Genomic DNA, 24,055 nt, shown 5'->3' on the forward strand with positions numbered 1-24,055 from the left:
TTTAACCGCAATACACCATAGTCCGTACGGGATTCGAACCCGTGTTACCGCCGTGAAAAGGCGGTGTCTTAACCCCTTGACCAACGGACCTTGAGCTTTTCAACTCTTTCTATTATACCTACTTTTTTACCTTTGTCAAGGACTTTTTTCCTCTTTATCGAAATTCTGAAAAGATAAGGGAAAGTTCTCTCAGGAGAGCTTTCCGTCCTCTAAAGACTTCCCCTCCCATGAGACGGTCTATTAATTCTTGTTTTTCCATACTCTGTTTTGATTTGTAATTCTTTAGAAGTTCGTGAAAGAGATAATAATCGTCCAGCCTGAGTCCTTTTTCTCCTAGACGATGGCTGATCTCACTCACCTCTTCATAGGGTTCTTTGTCAAAACGGCGCTTGTGGCTTTCCTGTTTACGGATGTAATCTAGAATACGATTTCTAAATTTTGTTTTAAAGCAAACATATAGTTGATGGCGCTCCCCCTCTAGTAACTCTGGGTTGCGACTCACCAGCTCATACAGACATAACATGCCTTCCTGATCCCAGTCCTCTTTCTCCCACAGATGCAAATGATAATCTTTGCGACACTTATGGACGATTCCCTTGCTTTCTTCATATAAGTCTTTTAGATTCATAGACCTCTCCTTTCTGCATTTAGTTTAGCAAAATGCGCGAGCCTCTGGGTCTACTTCCTCTATTTTATACTTCTTCCTCCCTCAACAGCACATAAAAAGAGAGGCAAAGCCTCTCTGGGGTTATAATTCTGCAATTTGGTTGAGATTCACTTCTGCAATCGTATCATTACCAAACATAGAGATAATCATCTTCACTTTGTTGTTATCAATTTCAGTAATTTTCCCTGTGTAGTCTGCAAAAGCGCCATCAATGATGCGGACTGTCTGGCCAACTTCAACATCAATATCGAACTCTTGAACAGTTTGTCCCATTGAAACCAGAATATCACGGATTTCTTGTTCCAAAAGTGGAGTTGGTTTTGATCTGTTACCGTGTGAGCCGACGAATCCTGTTACGTTAGGTGTGTTTCGAACGACGAACCATGCTTCATCGGTCATGACCATTTCTACAAGGACATAACCTGGAAAGCGATTCTCTTCAACTTCCTTTTTCTTTCCATTTTTCTCAACTTGCACGGTTTGTGTTGGAATCTCAACGCGTAGAATATTATCTAACATGTTATACGTTTGCGCACGTTGCAATAGATTTTCTTTTACCTTATTTTCATAGCCAGAATAAGTTTGTAGAACAAACCATCCCTTGTCAAAACTATCCATGATATTTCCTTTCATACATATATAGAAGAAAGCTAGCAGAACTTCTCCGCATTTCTTCTAAAAAATGTTAATAAATCGAATCAAACCTGAAACAATCAACTGGTCAAAAATATAAATGATGACCACAAAGAAGGCTGTGTATTCCATAATAGAGCGAAAATCTCTCCAGCTTTCTTTGCGAGTTGGCCAAGTTGTTTCTTTAAGAAGTTTAAAAATATCCTTAATAAAACCCATCGTTCTCTCCTATCTCGTTTCTCTATGTGTCGTATATTTTCCACAATGTCTACAAAATTTATTTACTTCTAGTCGTGTTGGCTTGGGGTTCCCACTAATTTTGATTGAGTAATTCCTTGAACCACAAACTGCACAAGCTAGGCTTGCTTTTTTTAGTGCCATAACGCCTCCATCTTATCTATTATAACAAGAAACCTAGGCTTTGACAAGCCTCTTAACGAAATAGATTAAGGATTGAGTCCCATATTGTCTGGGCTTTTTCTTTTATTTTAGCTTCTGAAATCGCACGTCCTGCTTCATCTACAAGATTTTGTGCACGACTACGAATATCTCCTATCGGGTCTTCAGACTGGTTTGTCTCATTTTCAACAACTTGCTTTTTCGTATTTTCTGGTTCAATCCCATTTTGTTTATAAGCATTCTCAACTGTAAAAGTACTACCTGGAGTGTATGGCAAAATGGTATTAGCCATACTTCTAAAGACATGGGCTGCTCCATTTGAGGTCGAACCTGCTAAATAATGATTCTCATCTGTTGTTGGGAAGCCGAGCCAGTGGCTGATGACCACATCCGGAGTATAACCAATCACCCACTGGTCACTGGTATATTCTGGATTGAAAACAGCTTCAGTCGTACCTGTTTTACCAGCCATAACGTAATCCGCTGGTGATGAACTAATTCCTGTACCATTGGTAAATGTTCCTAGCATCATACTGGTCATTTTATCAGCTACCGACTTATCAATCACTCGTTTTTGGGAGTTTTTATGACTCTTGATGACCTGACCGCTGGCATTTTCAATACGAGTGATGAAATGTGCTTCAGGCATTAAACCCCCATTAGCAAAGGCTGCATAGGCTTGCGCCATCTGGAGAGGATTCGTCTCCACACCTCCACCAAGGGCAACTCCAAGAACTCGGTCAACTTTTTCCATATTCAAACCAAATCTCTCCCCAGCGTCAAAAGCTTTGTCAATACCTAATTCATTTACAGTCGCAACAGCTGGCAGGTTGAGTGATTCCGCCAAGGCCTGATACATAGGTACTTCTGGAGATGTCTTAATACCCGCATAGTTGTCTACTTGATAACTGTTGTACTGCATCGTATGATTATCCAGTTGCTTATTCAAGGCCCATCCTGCTTCTACTGCGGGTGTATAAACGACTAAAGGTTTAATGGTTGAGCCTGGGCTACGCTTAGACTGAGTGGCATAGTTGAAATTGCGAAAGCCTGGTTTGTCATCACCAGCTACACGACCAACAACTCCACGCACTCCACCAGTCTTGGGTTCTAGAGCGACACTACCTGATTCGGCATGCGTTCCGTCTTCTGCTGTTGGAAATAGCGAAGTGTTTTCGTAAATAACCTGCATGTTTGCTTGGTAGTTTTGGTCAAGCTCTGTGTAGATTCGGTAGCCATTGTTGACAATCTCTTCTTCTGTGAGATTGTACTTGGAAACCGCTTCGTTAACAACTGCATCAAAATAGGACGGGTAACGATAATCCGAAACCTTGCCTTCATACTTATCTTGCAGTTGTGAAGCCATATCTACTCCAGCCGCTTCGGTCTCTTGATTTTTATCAATATAGCCCGCTGCAACCATATTTTGCAAAACAGTATCCCTACGGTTGGTCGAAGTTTCAACAGAATTTAATGGATTATACAATTCTGGTCCCTTGAGCATCCCTGCTAGAGTGGCCGCCTGATCAAGCGTTAGTTGTGAAGCCGATACACCGAAATATTTCTTACTCGCATCTTCAACACCCCATACCCCATTTCCAAAGTAGGCGTTATTGAGGTACATAGTAAGGATTTGCTCCTTGCTGTATTTTTTTGTTAACTCTAAGGCAAGGAAAAACTCCTTGGCCTTCCGTTCAACGGTCTGGTCCTGAGAAAGGTAGGCATTTTTTGCCAACTGTTGAGTGATGGTGGACCCCCCTCCAGAACGGCCTGCTGTAAGGATGGCTAGAAAGAAACGACCGTAGTTAATCCCATCATTTTTATAAAAGGAACGGTCCTCTGTCGCGACGACAGCATTCTGCAAGTCTTTACTGATATCTGTCAGTTCAACATAGGTTCCTTTTTGACCTGATAGGGCTCCTGCCTCTTTTTCTTCGCGGTCAAAAATCAGAGTTCGCGTTTTCAAGGCATTTTGCAAATCATTGACATTGGTCGACTTGGCTATCGCAAATAGGTAGGTCCCTACTAGCAAACCTGCACTTAACCCTAAAATGATGACGATTTTTGTCAGATGATAACGACGCCAAAATTTTCGAATTGGGCCTACTTGGGACAATTTTTTTCTATCGCTCCGTGAACGACGCATGCTAGTCGAATCAGACTCCGCTGATTCATTCGTTTCTTTTTTAAAGAGAGAAAGAAACTTCTCAAATAATTTATCTAATTTCATGCGTTTATTTTATCATCTTCACCATAGGAACTCAAGAATTTAGCTACTCCCTATCCAAATAGGGCTTTTTTTGTTACAATATCTGTATGCAATTCACATTTACATTACCCAAATCCTTGCCTCAAATGACGGTCAAACAATTCCTAGAGGAACAACTCCTCATCCCTAGAAAAATCCGCCATTTTTTGAGAATAAAGAAGAACATCTTAATGAACCACAAAGAAGTTCACTGGAACGAGATGGTCAAACCAGGTGACATTTGCCAGTTGACTTTTGACGAGGAAGATTATCCCCCAAAAGAAATTCTTTGGGGCAATTCAGACCTCGTTCAAGAGATTTATCAAGACCAACATCTCATTATCGTCAACAAGCCCGAAGGCATGAAAACTCACGGAAATCAACCTGGTGAAATTGCCCTTCTCAACCACGTCTCTGCCTACGTTGGCCAAACCTGCTATGTCGTTCATCGTCTGGATATGGAAACAAGCGGTTTAGTGCTTTTTGCTAAAAATCCTTTTATCTTACCCATCCTCAATCGTTTGTTGGAGAAAAAGGAAATCGCTCGTGAGTACTGGGCACTTATAGAAGGGCGAGTAGAAAGTAAAGAACTTGTCTTTCGAGATAAAATTGGTCGTGATCGACACGATCGTAGAAAAAGAATAGTCGATGCCAAAAATGGACAATATGCTGAAACACATATCAGTCGATTAAAGCAATTTCCAAACAAGACTACCCTTGTCCGTTGCAAACTAAAGACCGGTCGAACACATCAAATCCGTGTTCACCTCTCTCATCATAACCACCCTATTCTGGGCGATCCTCTCTATAACTCTAGTTCAAAAGTAAGCAGGCTCATGCTCCATGCTTTCCGACTGTCCTTTACTCATCCACTCACCTTAGAACAATTGAGTTTTACTGCCCTCTCAGATACTTTCGAAACAGAATTAAAACAAAATGGATGACACTATCATCCATTTTTCTATACAAAAAAGCAAGACCAGAAGGCCTTGCTTTTATTGACTCAAGAATTATTTAGCGATTTTTGCAAAGTATTCAAGAGTACGTACAAGTTGTGCAGTGTATGACATTTCATTGTCGTACCATGATACAACTTTAACCAATTGTTTACCGTCAACGTCAAGAACTTTAGTTTGAGTTGCGTCAAACAATGAACCGTAAGACATACCTACGATATCTGAAGATACGATTGGATCTTCTGTGTAACCGTATGATTCGTTTGAAGCTGCTTTCATAGCTGCGTTTACTTCATCAACAGTAACGTTCTTTTCAAGAACTGCTACCAATTCAGTAACTGATCCAGTTGGAGTTGGAACACGTTGTGCAGATCCGTCAAGTTTACCGTTCAATTCTGGGATTACAAGACCGATAGCTTTAGCAGCACCAGTTGAGTTAGGAACGATGTTTGCAGCACCAGCGCGAGCACGGCGAAGGTCACCACCACGGTGTGGTCCGTCAAGGATCATTTGGTCACCAGTGTAAGCGTGGATAGTAGTCATCAATCCTTCTACAACACCGAAGTTGTCTTGAAGAGCTTTAGCCATTGGAGCCAAGCAGTTTGTAGTACATGAAGCACCTGAGATAACTGTTTCAGTACCGTCAAGAACGTCGTGGTTAGTGTTGAATACGATTGTTTTAACATCGTTTCCACCAGGAGCAGTGATAACAACTTTCTTAGCTCCACCTTTAAGGTGTTTTTCAGCTGCATCTTTCTTAGCAAAGAAACCAGTTGCTTCAAGAACGATTTCTACACCGTCAGTAGCCCAGTCGATTTGTTCTGGATCACGTTCAGCAGAAACTTTAACGAATTTACCGTTAACTTCGAATCCACCTTCTTTAACTTCTACAGTACCGTCGAAACGACCTTGAGTTGTGTCGTATTTCAACAAGTGTGCAAGCATAACTGGATCTGTAAGGTCGTTGATGCGAGTAACTTCAACACCTTCTACGTTTTGGATACGGCGGAAAGCAAGACGACCGATACGTCCGAAACCGTTAATACCAACTTTAACTACCATTAGTGATTTCCTCCTTATGAAAATCATGAAAATTTTATTGTGAAAAGAGTAACTTGAATCACTACAAATCACCTTTCAACAAACCTATTATATAACTATTTGAGTTTAATTGCAAGTACGGGCGTTGATTTTCTCTCCTGCTTTTCTACTTTTTCTCCCCCTTTTTATTCATCCATTCTTTTATTTCCAAAGCATATCTCTAGAATCTTTTATAATATCTGCATATTCTCTTCATTATCAAGGTGAAACTACAATTTCAACTCTTTCAGAGTTTACAAAAAAGAGACAGGATCACTCCTGCCTCTAGGCTGATAAACGATTATTTACGACGTCCTGGACGTTCTGCATAACCATAGTAAGCATCTGCCATGATTTCTTCCATGTCAGCTACCATTGGCAAGCGAGGGTTAGCAGGTGAACATTGGTCTTCATAAGCAAGCAAGGCAATTTCATGCAAGCTGTCTTTCCAAGCTTTTTCATCGATTCCAAAGCCTTTGAAGTTCATTGTGATTCCAACTGCTTCACCAAGATCATAAACTGCTTTGGCATACGCTTCAACCGCTTCTTCTGGAGTTGAGTGAGGCAATCCAAGCATTTTCGCGATGTCTTGGAATTTCTCATCAGCTTTCCAGTAGTTGTACTTAGGCCATGTAGTTGTCTTAGATGGGCGAGTACCGTTGTAACGGATAACGTATGGAAGCAAGATCGCGTTTGTACGTCCGTGAACAGTATGGTGAACACCACCAATCTTGTGGGCCATTGAGTGGCTCATACCAAGGAAGGCATTGGCGAAGGCCATACCAGCCATTGTAGACGCATTATGCATTTTTTCACGTGCTTCTGGGTCAGCTGTCTTAACAGATTTTTCCAACCATTCAAAGACAAGTTTGATTGTTTGAAGCGCAATACCGTCTGTGTAGTCGTTAGCGAAGTTTGAAGTGTAAGCTTCAGTCGCGTGAGTCAAGACGTCCATACCTGTATCAGCAGCGATGAAGTCTGGAACTGACTCAACCAAAGCAGGGTCAACAATCGCAATAGTTGGTGTCAATGAGTAGTCAGCCAATGGGTATTTGCGGTTGTTTTTCTTATCAGAGATAACGGCAAATGGTGTTACTTCTGAACCTGTACCTGAAGTTGTTGGGATACCGATGTACTTCGCTTTCTTACCAAGTGATGGGAAGCGGAAGGCACGTTTACGGATGTCCATAAATTTTTGAACCAAGTCACGGAAGTCGATTTCTGGTTGTTCGTAGAAGAGCCACATTACTTTTGCTGCATCCATTGGAGAACCACCACCAAGAGCGATGATTGTATCTGGTTCAAATGCTTTCATCACTTCAGCACCACGTTCTACAGTTGTGATGTCTGGATCTGGTTCAACATCTGAGAAGACTTGGATAGTTACACGGTTGCTACGTGCGTTCAATTGATCAATAACACGTTGAACAAAGCCAAGTTTTTCGATCGATTTGTCTGTAACAATCATAACGCGTTCAATATCTTCACATGTTTGAAGGTATTGGATAGAATTGCGTTCGAAGTAAATTTTTGAAGGAACTTTAAACCATTGCATATTATTTCTACGTTTCCCTACTTTCTTGATGTTTAGAAGGTTGATCGCACTCACGTTATCACCGACTGAGTTGTGTCCATATGAACCACATCCAAGTGTCAATGATGGAATGAAGGCATTATATACGTCACCGATACCACCGAAAGTAGATGGAGAGTTCCAGATAATACGCATAGCTTTGATTTCTGTACCAAAGCGTTTAGCAAGCTCTTCGTCTTTTGTATGGATAGCTGCTGAGTGACCAAGTCCGTTAAACTCAACCATTTGACGAGCTTTTGTAAGACCATCTTCTGTATCTTCAGCTTTTAGGACAGCGATAACTGGTGACAATTTTTCACGAGTCAATGGTTCTTTCGGTCCTACTTCTGCACATTCTGCAGCCAAGATGTTTGTTCCTTCTGGAACGCTGAATCCTGCTTGTTCAGCAATCCATGCTGCTGGTTTACCAACGATGTTTGCATTTAGTTTAGCACCTGCACAGTTTTTGCTGTTAGCTTTCACGCCGAAACAGAACTCTTCAAGAAGGGCTTTTTCTTTCTTGTTTACAAAGTAAGTGTGATATGATTTGAATTCTTCTACAAATTCGTCATATACTTCTTTATCAATGATAACGGCTTGTTCTGATGCACAGACCATCCCATTATCAAATGATTTAGACATAACGATGTCATGAGCAGCTTGACGAAGGTCAGCAGATTTTTCTACATAGGCAGGAACGTTTCCGGCACCTACCCCAAGAGCTGGTTTTCCACATGAGTATGCAGCTTTAACCATAGCGTTCCCACCAGTTGCAAGAATAGTTGCAACACCTTCGTGGTTCATTAGCGCTCCAGTTGCTTCCATAGATGGCTTTGTAATCCATTGTACACAGTTTTCAGGTGCACCGGCTGCAATCGCTGCATCGCGAACGATTTGTGCTGCGTGTGCTGATGATTCTTGAGCTGATGGATGGAAAGCAAAAACGATTGGGTTGCGTGTCTTCAAAGCAATCAATGATTTGAAAATCGCTGTTGAAGTTGGGTTTGTTGTCGGAGTGACACCACAGATTACACCGACAGGTTCCGCAATCTTTGTCAAACCTGTAATTGGATCATCTTCAATAACTCCAACTGTCTTAACTCCACGCATATTGTTCACTACGTGTTCGCAGGCAAATAGGTTTTTTGTTGCCTTGTCTTCAAATACCCCACGACCAGTTTCTTCAACTGCGTGTTGTGCAAGGATACCGTGCGCGTCAAGTGCTGCAACCGAAGCTTTTGCCACGATATAGTCAACTTGCTCTTGGTTCAACTTGCGCATTTCATCAAGCGCAACCAAGGCTTTTTTCACGAGACCATCGACATGCTTTTCAGCAGCAAGTTGTTTTTCCTCTGGTGTTACTGTTTTTTTATCAGCCATATTATCCTCCATAGTCTTTAAGGATGTTATCCTTTGTTAATTTTTTCACAAGTTTATTATAACTCTTTTTTTATGCTTTGTAAACAGTTTCATAAGTATTTCACAAAGAATTTTTCTGAGATTGTGATTTTTTTCTCAATTCGGCTACACAATAGAGTTTTGTTTGGACGATTGTGAAATTATGGAAAAAATTTTTTTATTTCACAAAGTTTTTCTAGTTAATAGTTATTTATCGAATTTAAGCAAAGAAAGCGTTTTCTTTATGATTTTGAAAAATAGTCTCCTAACTTGGAGACTACTGTTTTTGCTGAAAAACGCCTTGTTTAAAGGTCCCTTCATAAACAACTTCTTGCTCTGTCGTCAACTTCCCTTGACCTTCAGCTTGACCATTTACAAAATCACCTTCGTATTTCCAGCCATCTTTTGATTGGAAAGTTCCTTTCCCATTAAAGGCTCCATTATTGAAATCACCTGTATATTGGTCTCCGTTTTCAAAGGTCAGGGTTCCTTGACCATTCATTTTTCCTCGTACCAAGGTGCCATCATAAACAAGAGCTCCACCATCAAGTGTCAGGACACCCTTTTTAGGCGTATTTAGCAGAAATACCGAAAGAGCACAGAGTGCCATTACAACTACTGCAACGAGCTCTAACCTAGGACGAGTTAGGTAAACTCTACACTTCTCATAAAATTGTTTAAGCTTTTCCATTGTCACTCTCATTTTCTAATCGATCTAGCCAGCTTTGACATCCACTTGTGATACGAGCATAGGTTTCCTCAAAATCTCCTGTATACCAAGGATCTGGGACACTTTCAGATGCAAAAGAGTAAATCTTGTACTGTAGTTCCTGAGGACACATGTGACGCAGATCTGAAACGTTTGAAGCATCCATACCGATAATGTAATCAAACGATTCAAAGTCTTCCCTGCCAATCTGAAGCGATGTTTTATCTTTATCATACGGGATCTGATATTGCTGGAAAATTCCTTGCGTTCCCTTATGAATCGGATTGCCATGTTCCCATGATGACGTTGCCCGGCTTTCGACGTGGTAATCGCTCGTCATGGATTTCATCACAAACTCTGCCATGGGGCTTCGGCAGATATTTCCTAGGCAAACAAATACTATTTTTTTCATCCCTTTTCCTCTCATATCATAGAAAAACGGGAGTGATAGGTTCCCGTTTTATTCTTCGATTGCTCCGTCTTCGTCAACAACTGTTCCTTCTGGTGTCACAGCTTCCTTGAGTGGCAAAACAGTCTTAATCGCAGCCAATTCAAAAGTCAAATAAACGCCATCTACATCCAGTACGATTGTCCCTTTCTCAGTATCTACTTCATCCACTGTTCCGTAAAGCCCACCAATTGTAATGACTTCATAGCCTTTTTGAAGCTTGTTCAAGCTTTCCATACGCTTTTGTGCTTGTTTCTTTTGAGAACGTTGCATAAAGAACATCAAGGCAAACATACCTACAAGCATGATCAAAAATGTTAAATTTGGACTAATATTTTCCATAGTATTTTCTCCTTTGTATTTTACATAGGACTACTATATCAAATTTCAGCTACTTTTACAAGATTGTGCCTTGTTTTTATGGTTATAAAAAATCAGAGTTTTCACTCTGATTTCTGCGATTATTTCAAGTTTTGAACGACTTTGACTAGATTTTCAACTGTAAATCCATACTCTGCCAATACTTTTGGTGCTGGGGCAGATGCTCCAAAGGTATCAATACCGAGAACTACACCATCAAGACCAACATACTTGTACCAGTTTTGAGTTGCACCCATTTCGACTGCAACACGACGGCGAACTGCATTTGGAAGAATTTCTTCCTTGTATGCTGCATCTTGTGCGTCAAAGACATCTGTTGATGGCATGCTGACTACACGGATTTTTGCACCTTGGCTAGCCAATTCTTTGGCAGCTGCGACCGCCAAATTCACCTCTGAACCTGTTGCAATCAAAATTGTATCAAAGTCTGCTGCATTTTCATAGACAACATAGGCACCTTTCGCAACTTTATCAAAGTCTGTTCCCTCTTCGACAGTCAAGTTTTGACGTGTCAAGACAAGGGCAGTTGGTGTTTTTTCGCTTGTCACGGCAAGGTACCAAGCCGCTTGAGTTTCACGCGCATCTGCTGGGCGGAAAACATTCAGATTTGGCATAGCACGGAGACCTGCTAGGTGCTCAACTGGTTCGTGAGTTGGACCATCTTCACCAACTGCGATTGAATCGTGAGTAAAGACATAAGTCACAGGAAGTCCTTGCAAGGCTGACAAGCGGACAGCTGCTTTTACATAGTCAGAGAAGACGAAGAAAGTACCACCGTATACACGAAGTCCACCATGAAGGGCCATCCCGTTCAAGATCGTTCCCATTGCAAATTCACGAACACCAAACTGAATGTTGCGGTTCAAGCGATTAGCGTCGTCTTGAAGTCCATCCGTTTTGATATAAGTCATGTTTGAGTGAGCGAGGTCAGCTGATCCACCTAGGAAAGTTGGCAACTTGGCAGCGACAACGTTCAAAGCATCTTGACTTGAGTTACGAGTTGCTTGGGAAAATCCATTTTCTAAGGTTGGGAAGTCTGCTGGAGTCACCTCAACTGGATCACGGCCGTCGATAATAGCTTCTACTTCTGCAGCCAGTTCTGGATGAGCCTCTTTATAGTCAGCAACTAATTTAGTCCAAGCTTGATAGGCTGATGCGCCACGGTCTGCAACATTTTCCTTGAAATCAGCATAAACTTCAGCTGGGATTTCAAATGGTTCATAGTCCCAACCAAGAGCTTGGCGAGTAGCCGCAGTTTCATCTGCTCCAAGAGGAGCACCGTGTACGGCATTAGTTCCTTGTTTGTTTGGAGAGCCGTATCCAATCACAGTCTTCACTTCAATCAAAGATGGTTTTCCTGAAGCTTTAGCTGCTTCAATAGCCGCATAGATTGCTTCCAAGTCTGTTCCATCTTCAACCAAGGCTGTATGCCAACCGTAAGCATTATAACGGTCACGAACACTTTCTGTAAAGGAATCTTTTGTCTCACCATCCAAATTGATGTCATTTGAATCATAAAGAACCACCAACTTGTCAAGTTTTTGCAAGCCTGCGTATGAAGCTGCCTCACTTGAGACACCTTCCATCAAGTCTCCATCTCCACAGATCACATAAGTATAGTGGTCAAAGATATTATAGCCTTCGCGGTTATACTTCGCTGCAAGGAAACGTTCTGCTTGGGCAAAACCAGTAGCAGTAGAAATCCCTTGACCTAGAGGACCAGTAGTAGCGTCAACTCCTGCTGTATGCCCAAATTCTGGGTGACCTGGTGTTTTTGAACCCCATTGGCGGAAGTTCTTGACTTCATCCATGCTAACATCTTCAAAACCAGAAAGGTGAAGAAGGGCATAAAGAAGCATAGAGCCGTGTCCTGCTGAAAGAATAAAGCGATCGCGGTTGATCCAGTTTGGTTGAGCTGGATTGATACGAAGTTGCTTTGTAAAGAGGCTATAGGCCATAGGAGCAGCCCCCATAACCACCCCTGGGTGACCTGAGTTTGCTTTGTTGATGGCGTCAATACCTAGAAAACGAATTGCATTAACAGATAGATTTGACATAGAATTTCCTTTCTCTTTGAGGTGATTAATAAATCACACATCCTATTTTACTATTATATGAAAAAATGCATAGAATAGCAATAAAACAATTTGCGTTCATCTAACACATTTGATTTTCTATTCCCTCGTCACTTCATAGTACGGAAGCAAGCGCGTATAAGCCTCTTCTAGCTTCTCCAATATCGCTTCTACTGACTGATTTGCAATGAAGGAAACATCTGCCTTAACCAAAACTTTACGGACTTCCTGACTTCTCACCTTCTCGCGTAAAGTACGACGATTCTCCTCAGTAGCCTCCACCTTATGACTTTTCCCATTTGAGTAGACTAGATAATAAATTCCTTCTACCGCTGGAAGTTCTAAAACCTTGGCTTGCTTGTCTAAAGTCTGTTCATCTTTCTTGCGCTCGATGAAACTGACTTCCAAAGAAATCCCAAAGTCAGCAGGTGTTCCATACAAACGAAGAGCCATCATAGGTTCTGTCACTTGTCCGTCTCTCTGTAGATAGGCCCAGAAATGCGGTCGCAAGCGTTGCGCTTGGTTCATCCACTGACTAGTCTGTTGCAGTTGCCATTCTGGATGACTAGCTTGAAAGGTTTTGGCCAATTCTGTAAAAGACTTCCGAGCCTCTTGACCTTTTTGCCGCAAGGTCAACATCTTTTCTCTTTCATCGCCAGCTTTATCAGGATTACGGTACTGGACTCCTGCAAATGATAGGTATTCTCTAACTGCTTTCAGCATATCTGAATCTTTCCTTTCCTAGCAAAAAATCAGGATGAACCTGATTTTGCTTTGCTTATTCTGCATCTACGACAACATAGCGATTTGGCTCGTCACCTTCAGAGTAACTCGTCACGCCATCCATGCGTGAAATAATGCGATGGATAATCTTGCGTTCGCTATTTGACATTGGATCTGTTTGTTGGCTACGTCCTTCTTCTAAAACGCGAGTCGCCAATTTTTGAGCGTAAGTTTGCAAGACTTCTGCACGGTGCTCAACGTAATCATTGACATTGATTGTGATGTAGAAGGTTCTTGAATAGCGGTTGTAAAGGTAATTTTGCGCTAACAACTGAAGAGCTTTCAAGACTTTTCCGTGGTAGCCGATAATACGACCTGGTTCATTAGTGTCAATTTGAAGATTGATAGTGCGGCGATTGTAGTCGCTTGAAATCGTCCCTTCAACATCCATATCATCCACAATGGTTTGAACGTAGCTAGCTACTTCAGCTGCCACCTGTTCGATGTCATAACTTGGTTCTACTTTCAAGCCTAAATCTTCCAAAGATTGACTTGTTGCTTCCTGGGTTTCAGTTTCTTTTTCTGGAGCAGATTCCACTTCCTCGGTAGTATCCTCTGGTTCCAAATCATTTAAAATTGAAATATGACCTGTTTCTTCCAAAATCGTGCTGGCATGTTTTTCATTTTTCAGGATTTCAGCCTTGACCTCTTCAGAGACACCTTGACCTTCTTCTTCAATTTTCTTAATTGCTTCAACTACATGCCCCAAATCAACAGTTGCTTCACTTACTGTTTTCACGGGTTCATTTTTTTCATTGACTTCTTTTGGAACCCCTTTAATGGCCTGCTGATTGGCTTTGATCACTGTCGTTTCACTAATCGCTTCGATATCAACTTGAGCCGGCTTCTTACCAAACAAGCCTAAGAATCCTTTTTTCTCTTTCGAAACGACCTTGATGTGGGCCTTCATTCTTGGAATGTCTAATTCTTTCAAGCCTTTTTGGATTGCTTCTTCAACCGTTGAACCTGTAAATAATACCATTATCAGATTCCTCCTTATTTTTTCTTTTTCTGTGCTTTTTTCAAGGCTCTTCTCTTCTTGCCTTCTAAATCTTTTTCTGCTTGCGCCTCTGCTTCTCTTTCAGCAATAATCTTGAAAGGATTGTTCAAGAAATAGGTTTGCAGTACTTGGTAAGCATTGGATACAGCCCAGTACAAGGCTACACCACTTGGGGCGGAGATGGCAAAAATAAAAATCAATACAGGCATACCATACATCATCCCTGTCGTAGCTCCACTTTTTTCAGACAAAGCTTTATTCGATAACCAGCTACTCAAGAAGGTAAAGACTGCCGCCAAAATCGGAAGGACAAAACTTGTATCTACTCCTCCCAAATTAATCCATAAAAAGTGACCTGTTTTCAAAAAGTCTACTCGACTCAAGGCTTGAAAGAGCGCCAAGAGAACCGGCATTTGTATTAAAATTGGCCAGAGAGAGGATGAATGCTTGATCCCCAATTCCTTATAGACCTTCCGCATCTCTTGGTCTAGATTGGTTCTACTTTCCATATCACGACCCGGATATTGCTCTCGCAAAGCCTTGATGCGTGGTTGAGCCTCTTGCATTTTTCTAGAGGCAACCATCTGTGTCTGAAAGACCGGCAATAAAATCGTCCGGATCAAGATTGTGAAGAGGATAATTCCCACTCCGATACTAATGTCAAAAGACAAAAAGCGGATAATTTCAGCAAAAAAATAGACGAATTTGCTCCAAAAGTCTGTCGAGTCTGCTGTTATATCGCTAGCTGCACCATTTGTTGCACAGGCTGTCATGATAACTAAGGACAAACCCAGCAAACTAGTCAACTGTAGTTTCTTTTTCACTCCCATTTCCTTCCTGGTAAATCTTTGATAACTTTAATACGTGGAGTAGATTTTTCTCCATCTCTGCATATTCCAAGGTTTCCACCCCTTTTCGAGCAATCACAACAAAATCGACATGATTTACCAGACTCCCCTTTGCATTTTGTATGATATGTCGGATTCGTCTCTTGATCTGATTTCTGGTAACTGCATTCCCCAGCTTTTTGCTGACGGATAGTCCTACTCGAAAGTGGTTTTGCTGGTTTTCCAATTGGTAGACAACAAATTTTCGATTGGCAAAACTTGTTCCGTCCTTGAAAATCGCCTTAAAATCTTTCTCTCTTTTTACACGAAAGCTTTTCTTCAAAACTCAACTCCATCTATTAAATTACTACTATTATACCATATTTTTTGAAAAAGCCAATAACAGCAAGGTTTTAGACATTTTCTACATAAAAAAAGCTGGAAAATCTCTTTCCCAACTTCTTTTTACAATCAAATTTTACGTGTATTTACTTATTTTTTCAAGCGTTCAACATCGCGTGCAATCACCAATTCTTCATCTGTTGGAATAACCAAGACACGGATTTTCGCTGCGTCAGTTGAGATGTCTCCCGTTACGCCAAAGACGTTCTTTTCTGGATCCACATCACAACCAAACCAAGAGATACCTGAAATGACATCCTCACGAACCAAAGCTGCATTTTCACCGATACCTGCTGTGAAGATAATCGCATCTGCTCCATTTAGGACTGCAAGGTATTGACCGATATGTTTTTGGATACGATCAACATACATTTCATAAGCCAAAGTCGCATCATGGTCTCCTGCTTCCATGGCAGCAATCACATCACGCATATCGCTTGACTGGCCAGAAACTCCCATGAGCCCTGATTCACGATTGAGAACGCGACTAATATCTTCAGGGGTATTGAAATCCTCTGTATATTGCATGAGATAAGGGATGATAGCAGGGTCAATATCTCCTGTACGAGTTCCCATCATCACACCTCCAAGTGGTGTGAATCCCATAGAAGTATCCACAGACTTCCCACCCTTAACAGCTGTGATAGAAGCCCCGTTACCAATATGGCAGGTAATCAATTTCAAGTCTTCTAGAGGACGGCCCAAAAGTTTCGCTGCTTCTCCTGCGACAAACTGGTGGCTTGTCCCGTGGGCACCATATTTACGAACCTTGTTATCTGTGTAGTATTTAGTTGGTAGAGGGTAGCGATAAGCCTTCTCTGGCATGCTTGTGTGGAATGAGGTATCAAATACGACAACACTGGTAATATCTGGAAGCAATTCCTTAAATGCGCGAATTCCAGCTGCGTTAGCTGGATTGTGAAGAGGAGCCAATAGTCCCAATTCCTCAACCTTTTCTAACACATCTCCCTCAACAACTGTTGATTCCTTGAAATATTCACCACCTGCAACGACGCGGTGGCCGACACCTGTAATTTCGTCGTACCCTTTGATAATGTCAAAACGAATCAAGTCATCCAATAAAATTTTAACGGCTTGTGTATGGTCTTCAATATCAAGAATTTGTTGCTCCGAACGACCGTCAAATTTTACTGTTGAAATTGAATCTTTCAATCCAATACGTTCAATCAAGCCTTTAGCCAAAACTTTTTCCTCAGGCATTTGATAAAGTTGCCATTTCAAGCTTGAGCTTCCTGCATTGATTGCAATTGTTTTTGTCATAAGATGATACCTCTTTTTTAAGCGTTTTCATCTATTATAACAAAATCTCTTTTATATTTCAGTACCTTTGCTCCAATTTTGAAAATTTTCTTTAAAGGTCAACAATACTGACGGATCTTGCAAGCTAGTAAGAGGGTAAACAAAGGGTTCTATTTCCTTGTCTCTTTTCTTCTGTAAGACAAAAATACTTTTAGCTTGGCTTGCAGTTGAGAAAATATCCTCTGGCAGAGCGATGATAGCAGCCAGACTCACTTCGTCTTTGAGCCACCCTTTCAATAAGTCACTTTGAGGACTGGTCAATAAATCACTCGGAGCTAAAAAAATAGCATAGCCATCTGACTTAAGATACTTGAGGCCTTGTTCCATCAGCAAATGGTGGGCATAGGTATGCTCTTGACTAGAAGCCACTTGATAGCGAGAAGCGATGGCATCGTCTGGGTAATAGCCTACAGGCAAGTCGCTGATGACCACGTCGCTTTCTTTAAGCATTTGCGGACGAACGGCGTCTCCTTGGACAAAACCAGCTTGCAAACCAATCACATCTGCCATACTGGCTGCCAAATCAATCAGCAAGTCATCCACTTCGATTCCCAAGTAATCTACTTTTTTAGCAAGAGAAGTCAAGAAAGTAGCCCCCAAAATCCCCATACCAGAACCTATTTCGAGGATGCTAATTTCCTCTTGTTCAAACAACTCTTCTACAACAAGTACCAAGAGGAGGGCAATGGCATCTGGTGTAAACTGGTGATTGGCTTGTAAAGGTTCCGTTTGTCCTGCCTTCATCAAGAGAAACTGGTAGGTCTTGAGCCACTCTTCCTTGCGAAGGGCTAAGCGCTTAAGGGCTTGATTGTTTTCCTTGACCTGCTTTAGCTCAGTCTCGCCATCCAGATAGATGCTGTTTTGCTCTACCAAGGCATCATAAAAGTTGGTCACCAAATCACTTTGGATGACATGGACATTCTCTAGTAAATACGTATAAGCTTGTTCAATTTTTTCAAAATCCATATTCCTATCTTATCAAATTTCCCTCCTTTTTTCCATCTGAAGAGAAAAAATCACTGCTTTAGTCAGCGAGTGATTTTTGGGCTACTGTTAAAAAGAGCTCTGCGTAATTTCCTAGGAAAAGACCTTCAGCACTATAGAGAATCTGACTATGCACAGATGAAAAACCCTGCTGAATTAACTTATTTTCCAGTTCAGCTAAATCAAAACCATGATGGTTGGTATCTGTCTTGACAAAATCAGCGATGAGAACTTGTCCATTCTCCCTAAGGTAATGGTAAAACATGGCAAGAGTTGCATCTAGATCAGACATATGATGAAGAACCCGACTGACAACAATCAGGTCAAATTGCTGCTCCAAGGGATTTACTAGTAAATCCTGCTCCAAAAACTGGATATTCTTGATGTCTTGTTGCTCTGCTTTCAAACGAGCTTGCTCCAGCATTCTCTCAGAGATGTCTACAAGAGTGACAGACTTAGCCTGCTGAGCCAGGGGCAAAGCTAATAGACCCGTCCCACCACCAAAGTCCAGTATTGCCTTGTCTGATAGAAAATCAATCTGTGCTTCAACTGCTTGACAAACCAAGTTTGCAAGGAAGATATTTTTAGGGGAATCAAAGGTTTCTGCTTTGTGATTAAAATCGTGTTTCATGTTTTTAGTTTAGCACAAAGTAGTTGAATTGACTAGGAATTATCTTTCTTTTCAGGCTTTTCTTCTGATTTTTTCTTCCCTGCTTGATTGCTTGAATCAGTCGCTACCTCTTCCTTTTTAGCTGTTTTCTTTTCTTGGGTTTCCATCGGAGGAAAGAGAAATTCATAGTCTCCCTTATTCATACGAACACTTGTTGCAAAACCTGTTTTCGTATTGTGATACCTGACTTTTCCTAAGTTGAAGACTCGTTCCCCACTTTCTTGCTCAGCCTTATCTTTACTTCGCTTGGCCATGGCAAAAGCTGCCAACTTCTCTTTGTTTAGGGTATAGTCTTTGTGATGGGCGACTTGCCGGTTCAAATAAAACTGCAACAAAAGGCTAAAAATAGCTGCCATGGTAACTGCATATAAGAGAACTCCTGCCTTAACTTTTTGCTTTTTCCACACGATAGATGAACTCCCTTTCTAAGCCTTTTTGAAACTGGAAACGGAAGCGAACCAGTTGATTTCCCTCTGTAATTTGAGCTGATTTGAGTCCATAAACCATAGGTTGGTAGCCCCGTCCGCTGGTATCGGTCTTCCGAAAATCATCCGATTTAGATTTCCCTATAGAGATATCCTTACCATCCTGTTTCATATAGAGGCGATTGCCTTCTACCTTTTCAAACTGTGAACGCTCTAACTCTGCCTCCAGTTGATCCACAAACAAGAGCCACTCCTTTTGCTCGCTTTGCTGCTGGTAACGAACTTCTGAAATGAGAAGCTGACCCATAGCTTGAAAAAGGAGCAAGCCTCCGCTAATGACGATAAGGGCAATCAGTGATTCTAAGAGAGTAAACGCTCTTACCTTACTGCTCTTTAAGGTCGAGTAACTTCTCTGAACCATGGTAGACCTCCACTCCTTTTTCACTAGCAAATACCTGAATCTCAACTCCATTTATGTTTACCTGATTTTGCCCTGTTTGCAGAGCCATCTTAGCTACACGCAAGACTTCTTCCTTTTGCAAGATTTCTGCCTCTTCCTGCCTATTTTTCTGGATTTGTCCCAAAAGAAGGGTCGCAATGCTGGCAAAAACGGCTAGAGCAACTACCGCTTCCAGTAAAATCACTGCCTTAATTTTTTGTTTCCTTAATGCGTTTAATTTTTCCATTTCCTAGATATAATTGATAGCGAATCGCTCCTTTGCTGGTTTGAAATTCAACCTTAGCCAGGGACGAATTGCCCCCAGCTCGGTCAAATATAATGCTTTGTCCTGAGGGTGCCTGAATTCCTTTAGGAACGGTCAAGTTTTGACTGCCATTGCTAATGGTCCGTCCGTCTAAGCTTAAACTTGTCTTTTGCTGACTAGCTACGCTGCGTTTTTGCGTTTCCCGGTAGAGTTCTTCAAACTCCATAAAGAAAATCTGCTCTTCTACCGCTGCAAAACTGGATTGAACAGAACCAGACAAGCCCAAAGCAAGGATACTCACAAGTCCCAAAACTAAGAGACTTTCCAGCATAGTAAAGGCCTTAATCTGCAACAGTTTGACTTGTTTTTTGTTTTGCATGGTAGTCTTTATAAGCTTTGGCTTGCTCAGCTGTGATACGACCGTCCGCTTGTAATTTGCTGAGACTGGCGTCATCATTTTTATCCAAACGATAGAGTTCTGCCTGGCTTTCCACGACCTTGACAACAGCAGCTTTTCCTTTGTCATCTACGGCATCCTTTTGCTTGGTCAAATTGGGCACAAAGAGCAAGAGGAGTACGCTGATGATTAGCAAGACGACTAACATTTCTACCAAAGTGAAAGCTTTCGCCTTGGCTTTTTTTAAATTTGTCATGAGTTTTTTCATTTTAAAAATTTACCTCCATATTTTGATACATGGGCATGAGCATTGCCGCATAAAGTAAAACGATAATCATGGCCACAAAGATAAAAACCAGTGGCTGTACCAGATTCATGGTGCGGTTGACTCGGGTAAAAAAGGCTTCCCAAGTTTTTTCAGCATAGATTTCCAACTCACTCCCCAGCTTGGACTTGACTTCTCCATACTCGATGATGAGACTCAACTCCTTTTTAAAGAAAGGATAGGTCGCTATGGTTTGAGAAAATTCGCGGCCATTTTGCAGGGATTGAGCCAGATCTTGACCGATTTCTTTAAAGAGCTGGGAACCTTGTTCCTGCATGATCTGAAAAATCTGCGTCAGCTCCATTCCCTGTGAAATCATATTGCCCCATTCACGAGCGTAATAAGCCGTCAAATAAGTCTGGATAAAGATTCCTAGAAAGGGAACCCGTGCCAACATCGAAAAGACGCGCATTTTGGAACTTCTTTTGTAGAAAGTGAGAGCTAAAAGTAAAGATAGAGAGCAAACCAGCGCTAGTCCCAGAAAAATTTGCGGCAGATTGCCGATGATTTGAGTGGCGATATTGCTACTGTCCAGTTGGGGGAGCAAATAATTCCTGAGCCCCAACATGATTAGCAGGAGAAATCCCAGCAAAATCAGGGGATAAGTCGCTACTTCAATTAACTTCTTCTTGACCTTGGACAAATTATCCAGATATTCTTCTATCTTCCCCAGACTCAGATGGAGATTTCCATGAACTTCAGCTAGAGATAATTGAGTCACAATAGCACTTGAAAAGCCCAAACTTTCCATCATTTCTGAGAAGGATTTCCCCTGAGACAAGCCTTGGTGCATCTGGGCTACATAGTCCTTTTCCAGCAGGGCACTTCTGCCCAAGAAAGAAGTAATTTCCACCAAATGAAAGCCACTGGAGAAAAGATTGTTAAACAGGGTGATGATTTTCTTCTGCTTAGCTGTAGCTAATTTTTTCCGTTTCAGCCTGAAGACTTGTGATATGTCCATCTTTAAGAAGCTGCTCAATCTGTTCATTCCAGCTAGTTGGCTGGTGCTCTTGAAAGTCCTTGTTTGCAAAGTCAACGATTCCTCCTCCCCCGATTAATCTCTGGTAGCAGACGCCTTGCAGGACAACTGCTAGTTCCTCCTCCGTCACACCCAACTCCAGAAGGCGTTCATAAACACCTCGGATACTCTTGGCATGAATGGTTGAAAAGACTGTCGCCCCTGTCAAACTGGCTCTGACCACTGCACGCGCCGTCTCGCTGTCACGAATTTCTCCGATAATCAAGAGGTCAGGACGATGCCGGAGAGACAGTTTGATCAGATTTTCATAGGTCAATCCAATCGCCTCATTCAACTGCAACTGGAGCATGTCGTCCTGCTTGATCTCGACAGGATCTTCAATGGACATAACCTGCTGTCCTTTAAACAGAGACTTGGCTAATTCGTGCATCAAGGTCGTCTTGCCACTTCCAACTGGACCCGCAAAAAGGTAGAGCCCCCGTTGCCTGTACTGCTCACCCAGTTCGTTCATATCCTGAAACCAGAAATGCAGGTCCTGTTCCTCATCGTGCAACAAACGAATGACCAAACTCTCATATCCCCGATAATCTCCCACGGTAGACAAACGCAGAGAAGACTTCTTCTCCCCATGCTGATAGTCGCAAGACCCCAGCTGACTACGCCTCTTCTCTCCTACGTTCATACCCGCCACAAATTTAAAATGACTAATCACAGCAGCTAAAACATCAAACTCATAGGAGTCAACTAGACACCGTTCGTCTCCAACCCGCATGTGAAGCTCGTAGGACTTTTCCTTGGGGATAAAATAGATATCCTGGGCCTTCTTTTCTTTCGCAGTAGCAATAATTTTCTGTGCAATTTCTTGTACCATATCGCCCTCCTTATCTAACTATTCGCAAAAAAATAAAAAAAGCAACTTAAAAAGTTACTTTTTTATCTCCATTTCATGCGACAAGAACGGTGCTTTTCTTGGCCTGTTTGTTTTTCGTAGCCTGGACGTAGCTTTTCATCGGGGATGACTTGCTCATCCTGCAAAAGTGCCAAAGAATGGTACTGTTGCAAATACTCATCACACTCATCACACCAGCGCTGATCAGCAGGATCCCAAAAAATAGTCATCAAATCGCTCCGACTCTTATAAAGAGTATTCTTCTTTTCCAGCTCAAACCAGCATGATTTATAATATTTTAGAGCATCATAGTACTTGTCAAAAGATTGACTCATGATGACATCTTCTTCCCAACCTTCTATGAACCACCACGGTTCAAAGTCCCCATACATTTCTATAACACGATACATTTTCACTACTTCCTTTGTACCGTATATTATAACGAATTTTCTAGAACAATGAAAGGATTTTGCTTGCCTTTCCCATCAGGAAGACTTCTTTAAATACCTTTTCAGCCTATCATAAAAATAGGAGTCCTTTATCGACCCCTATTTTTTATCTTCTTAGGCTTGATAACGTTTCACACCATCTAGGTAGGTTGCTACCAATTCCAAATCTTTATCCAGTACGATAAAGTCAGCGTCATAACCTTCACGGATTTGACCACAGACATCATCGATGTGAACAGATTTTGCTGGGTTGAGGCTAGCCATCATGACGGCTTCATGCGGATTCGCAATGCCCCATTCGACCACATTTTTCAAACCATCTTTGAGTTTGAGGATTGAACCTGCCAAATTGCCTGTAGATTTGAGGCGAGCAGTTCCATTAGCAACTACTACCGGGAATTCTCCCAACATGTAGTCACCGTCGTCCAAACCACCAGCTGTCATACAGTCTGTGATAAGGGCAATATTTTCAGTTCCCTTTTGCTTGAGCAAAATGTCACAGGCCTTTGGATCTACGTGGTGACCGTCACAGATCAACTCTGCATAGGTATGTGGCAATTCATACATGGCTCCCACCATACCGAGCTCACGGTGAGTCAACCCACGCATTCCGTTGTAGGCATGTACCCAAACACTCGCTCCAGCATCTACTGCTTTTTTAGCTTCATCAAAAGTCGCATTGGAATGTCCCAGAGCAACAGTCACTCCTTCGCCCGTAATCGTACGAACAAAGTCTTCTACACCTTCGCGTTCTGGCGCAAGAGCGATTTTATTGAGCAAGCCATTGGCTGCTTTTTGCCAAGCACGAAACTCATCCATACGGGGGTCTTTCATATAGGCAGGGTTTTGAGCTCCCTTGTATTTCTCTGTGAAATAAGGCCCTTCAAAATAGATCCCACGAATCTTGGCTCCACTTGCTTCCTGGTAACGAGCACCGATATTTTCAGTTACTGCAAGCAACTGCTCGTAAGAGGAAGTCAACGTCGTTGGCAAGAAGCTGGTAACACCCGTGCTAAGTAGACCTTCACTCATGGTATGAAGGGTCCCTTCGATGTTATTGTCCATGACATCGACACCACCAAATCCATGAATATGGGTATCCACAAGTCCTGGGGCAATGCTATAACCTGTATAGTCAATCACCTCAGCTCCTTCAGGAATCTGTTCTACATGTTTGCCAAACTTGCCATCCACAAGTTCCAAGTAACCGCCACGACGAACTCCGTGTGGGTAGAAAAACTGATCCGCTTTAATATAATTAGGCATAATGATAACCTCCTTGATAGATTGATTCTAGAATTTATTATGTCAATTACATTATAAACCTTTCTTTT

28 protein-coding genes and 1 tRNA gene are annotated in these 24,055 nt (G+C 41.8%); 1 reads left to right on the plus strand and 28 read right to left on the minus strand.

The annotated features are described in order from the left end of the window. Window positions 1-18: 18 nt before the first annotated feature. From B7723_RS00165 to pbp2a, 6 genes are all read right to left on the minus strand, one after another. Window positions 19-90: transfer RNA gene (locus B7723_RS00165), tRNA-Glu, on the minus strand. Between the two features lie 64 nt (window positions 91-154). Next, window positions 155-628 carry a hypothetical protein gene (locus B7723_RS00170; RefSeq protein WP_045591891.1) on the minus strand — a complete coding sequence of 158 codons (474 nt, stop codon included), beginning with the start codon at window positions 626-628 and terminating at the stop codon, window positions 155-157. 120 nt (window positions 629-748) lie between these two features. Then, window positions 749-1,285 carry a transcription termination/antitermination protein NusG gene (gene nusG, locus B7723_RS00175; RefSeq protein WP_000376732.1) on the minus strand — a complete coding sequence of 179 codons (537 nt, stop codon included), beginning with the start codon at window positions 1,283-1,285 and terminating at the stop codon, window positions 749-751. A 57-nt stretch (window positions 1,286-1,342) separates the two neighbouring features. Further along, on the minus strand, window positions 1,343-1,519 hold the full coding sequence (gene secE, locus B7723_RS00180) for a preprotein translocase subunit SecE (protein WP_000505776.1): 177 nt from the start codon (window positions 1,517-1,519) through the stop codon (window positions 1,343-1,345). Between the two features lie 9 nt (window positions 1,520-1,528). Beyond that, window positions 1,529-1,681: a 50S ribosomal protein L33 gene (gene rpmG, locus B7723_RS00185; RefSeq protein WP_038804034.1), complete on the minus strand. Its 153-nt coding sequence runs from the start codon at window positions 1,679-1,681 to the stop codon at window positions 1,529-1,531. A gap of 52 nt (window positions 1,682-1,733) precedes the next feature. Further along, a complete protein-coding gene (gene pbp2a / locus B7723_RS00190) occupies window positions 1,734-3,929 on the minus strand; it encodes a penicillin-binding protein PBP2A (RefSeq protein WP_061587809.1) in 2,196 nt (731 codons plus the stop codon). Between the two features lie 86 nt (window positions 3,930-4,015). On the opposite strand from pbp2a, the gene B7723_RS00195 reads away from it, so the two are divergent. After that, window positions 4,016-4,891, plus strand: a complete 876-nt coding sequence (locus B7723_RS00195; RefSeq protein WP_084848870.1) for an RluA family pseudouridine synthase — start codon at window positions 4,016-4,018, stop codon at window positions 4,889-4,891. Between the two features lie 66 nt (window positions 4,892-4,957). Here the strand turns inward: B7723_RS00195 and gap are convergent, their stop codons facing one another. From gap to nagA, 22 genes are all read right to left on the minus strand, one after another. Beyond that, on the minus strand, window positions 4,958-5,965 hold the full coding sequence (gap, locus tag B7723_RS00200; RefSeq protein ID WP_000260679.1) for a type I glyceraldehyde-3-phosphate dehydrogenase: 1,008 nt from the start codon (window positions 5,963-5,965) through the stop codon (window positions 4,958-4,960). A 319-nt stretch (window positions 5,966-6,284) separates the two neighbouring features. Then, window positions 6,285-8,936 (minus strand): bifunctional acetaldehyde-CoA/alcohol dehydrogenase, encoded by a 2,652-nt coding sequence (adhE, locus tag B7723_RS00205; RefSeq protein WP_084848871.1) that lies wholly within the window; start codon window positions 8,934-8,936, stop codon window positions 6,285-6,287. A gap of 295 nt (window positions 8,937-9,231) precedes the next feature. Continuing rightward, entirely contained in the window at window positions 9,232-9,645 is a 414-nt protein-coding gene (locus B7723_RS00210) for an MORN repeat-containing protein (RefSeq protein WP_000413192.1), read from the minus strand. Next, window positions 9,632-10,075 carry a low molecular weight protein-tyrosine-phosphatase gene (locus B7723_RS00215; protein WP_000724855.1) on the minus strand — a complete coding sequence of 148 codons (444 nt, stop codon included), beginning with the start codon at window positions 10,073-10,075 and terminating at the stop codon, window positions 9,632-9,634. Before B7723_RS00215 ends, B7723_RS00210 begins: the two co-directional genes overlap by 14 nt. A gap of 48 nt (window positions 10,076-10,123) precedes the next feature. After that, window positions 10,124-10,444: a preprotein translocase subunit YajC gene (yajC, locus tag B7723_RS00220; RefSeq protein ID WP_084848890.1), complete on the minus strand. Its 321-nt coding sequence runs from the start codon at window positions 10,442-10,444 to the stop codon at window positions 10,124-10,126. A 128-nt stretch (window positions 10,445-10,572) separates the two neighbouring features. After that, entirely contained in the window at window positions 10,573-12,549 is a 1,977-nt protein-coding gene (tkt, locus tag B7723_RS00225; protein WP_084848872.1) for a transketolase, read from the minus strand. 117 nt (window positions 12,550-12,666) lie between these two features. After that, window positions 12,667-13,290 carry a ribonuclease P gene (locus B7723_RS00230; RefSeq protein WP_084848873.1) on the minus strand — a complete coding sequence of 208 codons (624 nt, stop codon included), beginning with the start codon at window positions 13,288-13,290 and terminating at the stop codon, window positions 12,667-12,669. A gap of 55 nt (window positions 13,291-13,345) precedes the next feature. Continuing rightward, window positions 13,346-14,332, minus strand: coding sequence for an RNA-binding cell elongation regulator Jag/EloR (jag, locus tag B7723_RS00235; RefSeq protein WP_084848874.1), 987 nt, complete (start codon window positions 14,330-14,332; stop codon window positions 13,346-13,348). Window positions 14,333-14,346: 14 nt separating this feature from the next. Further along, window positions 14,347-15,174 (minus strand): membrane protein insertase YidC, encoded by an 828-nt coding sequence (locus B7723_RS00240; protein ID WP_173425169.1) that lies wholly within the window; start codon window positions 15,172-15,174, stop codon window positions 14,347-14,349. Next, complete coding sequence (gene rnpA, locus B7723_RS00245; RefSeq protein WP_084848875.1) at window positions 15,149-15,520, minus strand: ribonuclease P protein component; 372 nt, start codon at window positions 15,518-15,520, stop codon at window positions 15,149-15,151. Before rnpA ends, B7723_RS00240 begins: the two co-directional genes overlap by 26 nt. Before the next feature lie 149 nt (window positions 15,521-15,669). Further along, complete coding sequence (locus B7723_RS00250) at window positions 15,670-16,860, minus strand: acetate kinase (RefSeq protein ID WP_000167789.1); 1,191 nt, start codon at window positions 16,858-16,860, stop codon at window positions 15,670-15,672. A gap of 51 nt (window positions 16,861-16,911) precedes the next feature. Beyond that, a complete protein-coding gene (locus B7723_RS00255; RefSeq protein WP_084848876.1) occupies window positions 16,912-17,865 on the minus strand; it encodes a class I SAM-dependent methyltransferase in 954 nt (317 codons plus the stop codon). 58 nt (window positions 17,866-17,923) lie between these two features. Continuing rightward, window positions 17,924-18,514 (minus strand): class I SAM-dependent methyltransferase, encoded by a 591-nt coding sequence (locus B7723_RS00260; RefSeq protein ID WP_142357984.1) that lies wholly within the window; start codon window positions 18,512-18,514, stop codon window positions 17,924-17,926. A 32-nt stretch (window positions 18,515-18,546) separates the two neighbouring features. Then, window positions 18,547-18,960 (minus strand): competence type IV pilus minor pilin ComGG, encoded by a 414-nt coding sequence (gene comGG, locus B7723_RS00265; RefSeq protein WP_061588016.1) that lies wholly within the window; start codon window positions 18,958-18,960, stop codon window positions 18,547-18,549. Next, window positions 18,938-19,399, minus strand: a complete 462-nt coding sequence (comGF, locus tag B7723_RS00270; protein ID WP_084848877.1) for a competence type IV pilus minor pilin ComGF — start codon at window positions 19,397-19,399, stop codon at window positions 18,938-18,940. Before comGF ends, comGG begins: the two co-directional genes overlap by 23 nt. Beyond that, on the minus strand, window positions 19,362-19,664 hold the full coding sequence (gene comGE / locus B7723_RS00275; protein WP_161976024.1) for a competence type IV pilus minor pilin ComGE: 303 nt from the start codon (window positions 19,662-19,664) through the stop codon (window positions 19,362-19,364). The genes comGF and comGE overlap by 38 nt, the downstream gene beginning before the upstream one ends. Then, a complete protein-coding gene (gene comGD, locus B7723_RS00280; protein WP_070696776.1) occupies window positions 19,627-20,061 on the minus strand; it encodes a competence type IV pilus minor pilin ComGD in 435 nt (144 codons plus the stop codon). The genes comGE and comGD overlap by 38 nt, the downstream gene beginning before the upstream one ends. Further along, window positions 20,024-20,347 carry a competence type IV pilus major pilin ComGC gene (comGC, locus tag B7723_RS00285; RefSeq protein WP_061416676.1) on the minus strand — a complete coding sequence of 108 codons (324 nt, stop codon included), beginning with the start codon at window positions 20,345-20,347 and terminating at the stop codon, window positions 20,024-20,026. Before comGC ends, comGD begins: the two co-directional genes overlap by 38 nt. 1 nt (window position 20,348) lies before the next feature. Continuing rightward, complete coding sequence (gene comGB, locus B7723_RS00290) at window positions 20,349-21,365, minus strand: competence type IV pilus assembly protein ComGB (RefSeq protein ID WP_084848879.1); 1,017 nt, start codon at window positions 21,363-21,365, stop codon at window positions 20,349-20,351. Then, window positions 21,313-22,254, minus strand: a complete 942-nt coding sequence (gene comGA / locus B7723_RS00295; protein WP_084848880.1) for a competence type IV pilus ATPase ComGA — start codon at window positions 22,252-22,254, stop codon at window positions 21,313-21,315. Before comGA ends, comGB begins: the two co-directional genes overlap by 53 nt. 62 nt (window positions 22,255-22,316) lie before the next feature. Then, the gene (locus B7723_RS00300) at window positions 22,317-22,682 is read right to left on the minus strand and encodes a DUF1033 family protein (RefSeq protein WP_084848881.1); all 366 of its coding nucleotides are present in this window, start codon (window positions 22,680-22,682) and stop codon (window positions 22,317-22,319) included. Between the two features lie 153 nt (window positions 22,683-22,835). Continuing rightward, window positions 22,836-23,987 carry an N-acetylglucosamine-6-phosphate deacetylase gene (gene nagA, locus B7723_RS00305; protein ID WP_001134441.1) on the minus strand — a complete coding sequence of 384 codons (1,152 nt, stop codon included), beginning with the start codon at window positions 23,985-23,987 and terminating at the stop codon, window positions 22,836-22,838. Between the last annotated feature and the right edge of the window lie 68 nt (window positions 23,988-24,055).

Origin of the sequence: Streptococcus oralis subsp. oralis, from assembly GCF_002096435.1 — a bacterium.
In the GTDB taxonomy this organism is placed as follows: Bacteria; Bacillota; Bacilli; order Lactobacillales; family Streptococcaceae; genus Streptococcus; species Streptococcus oralis_AA.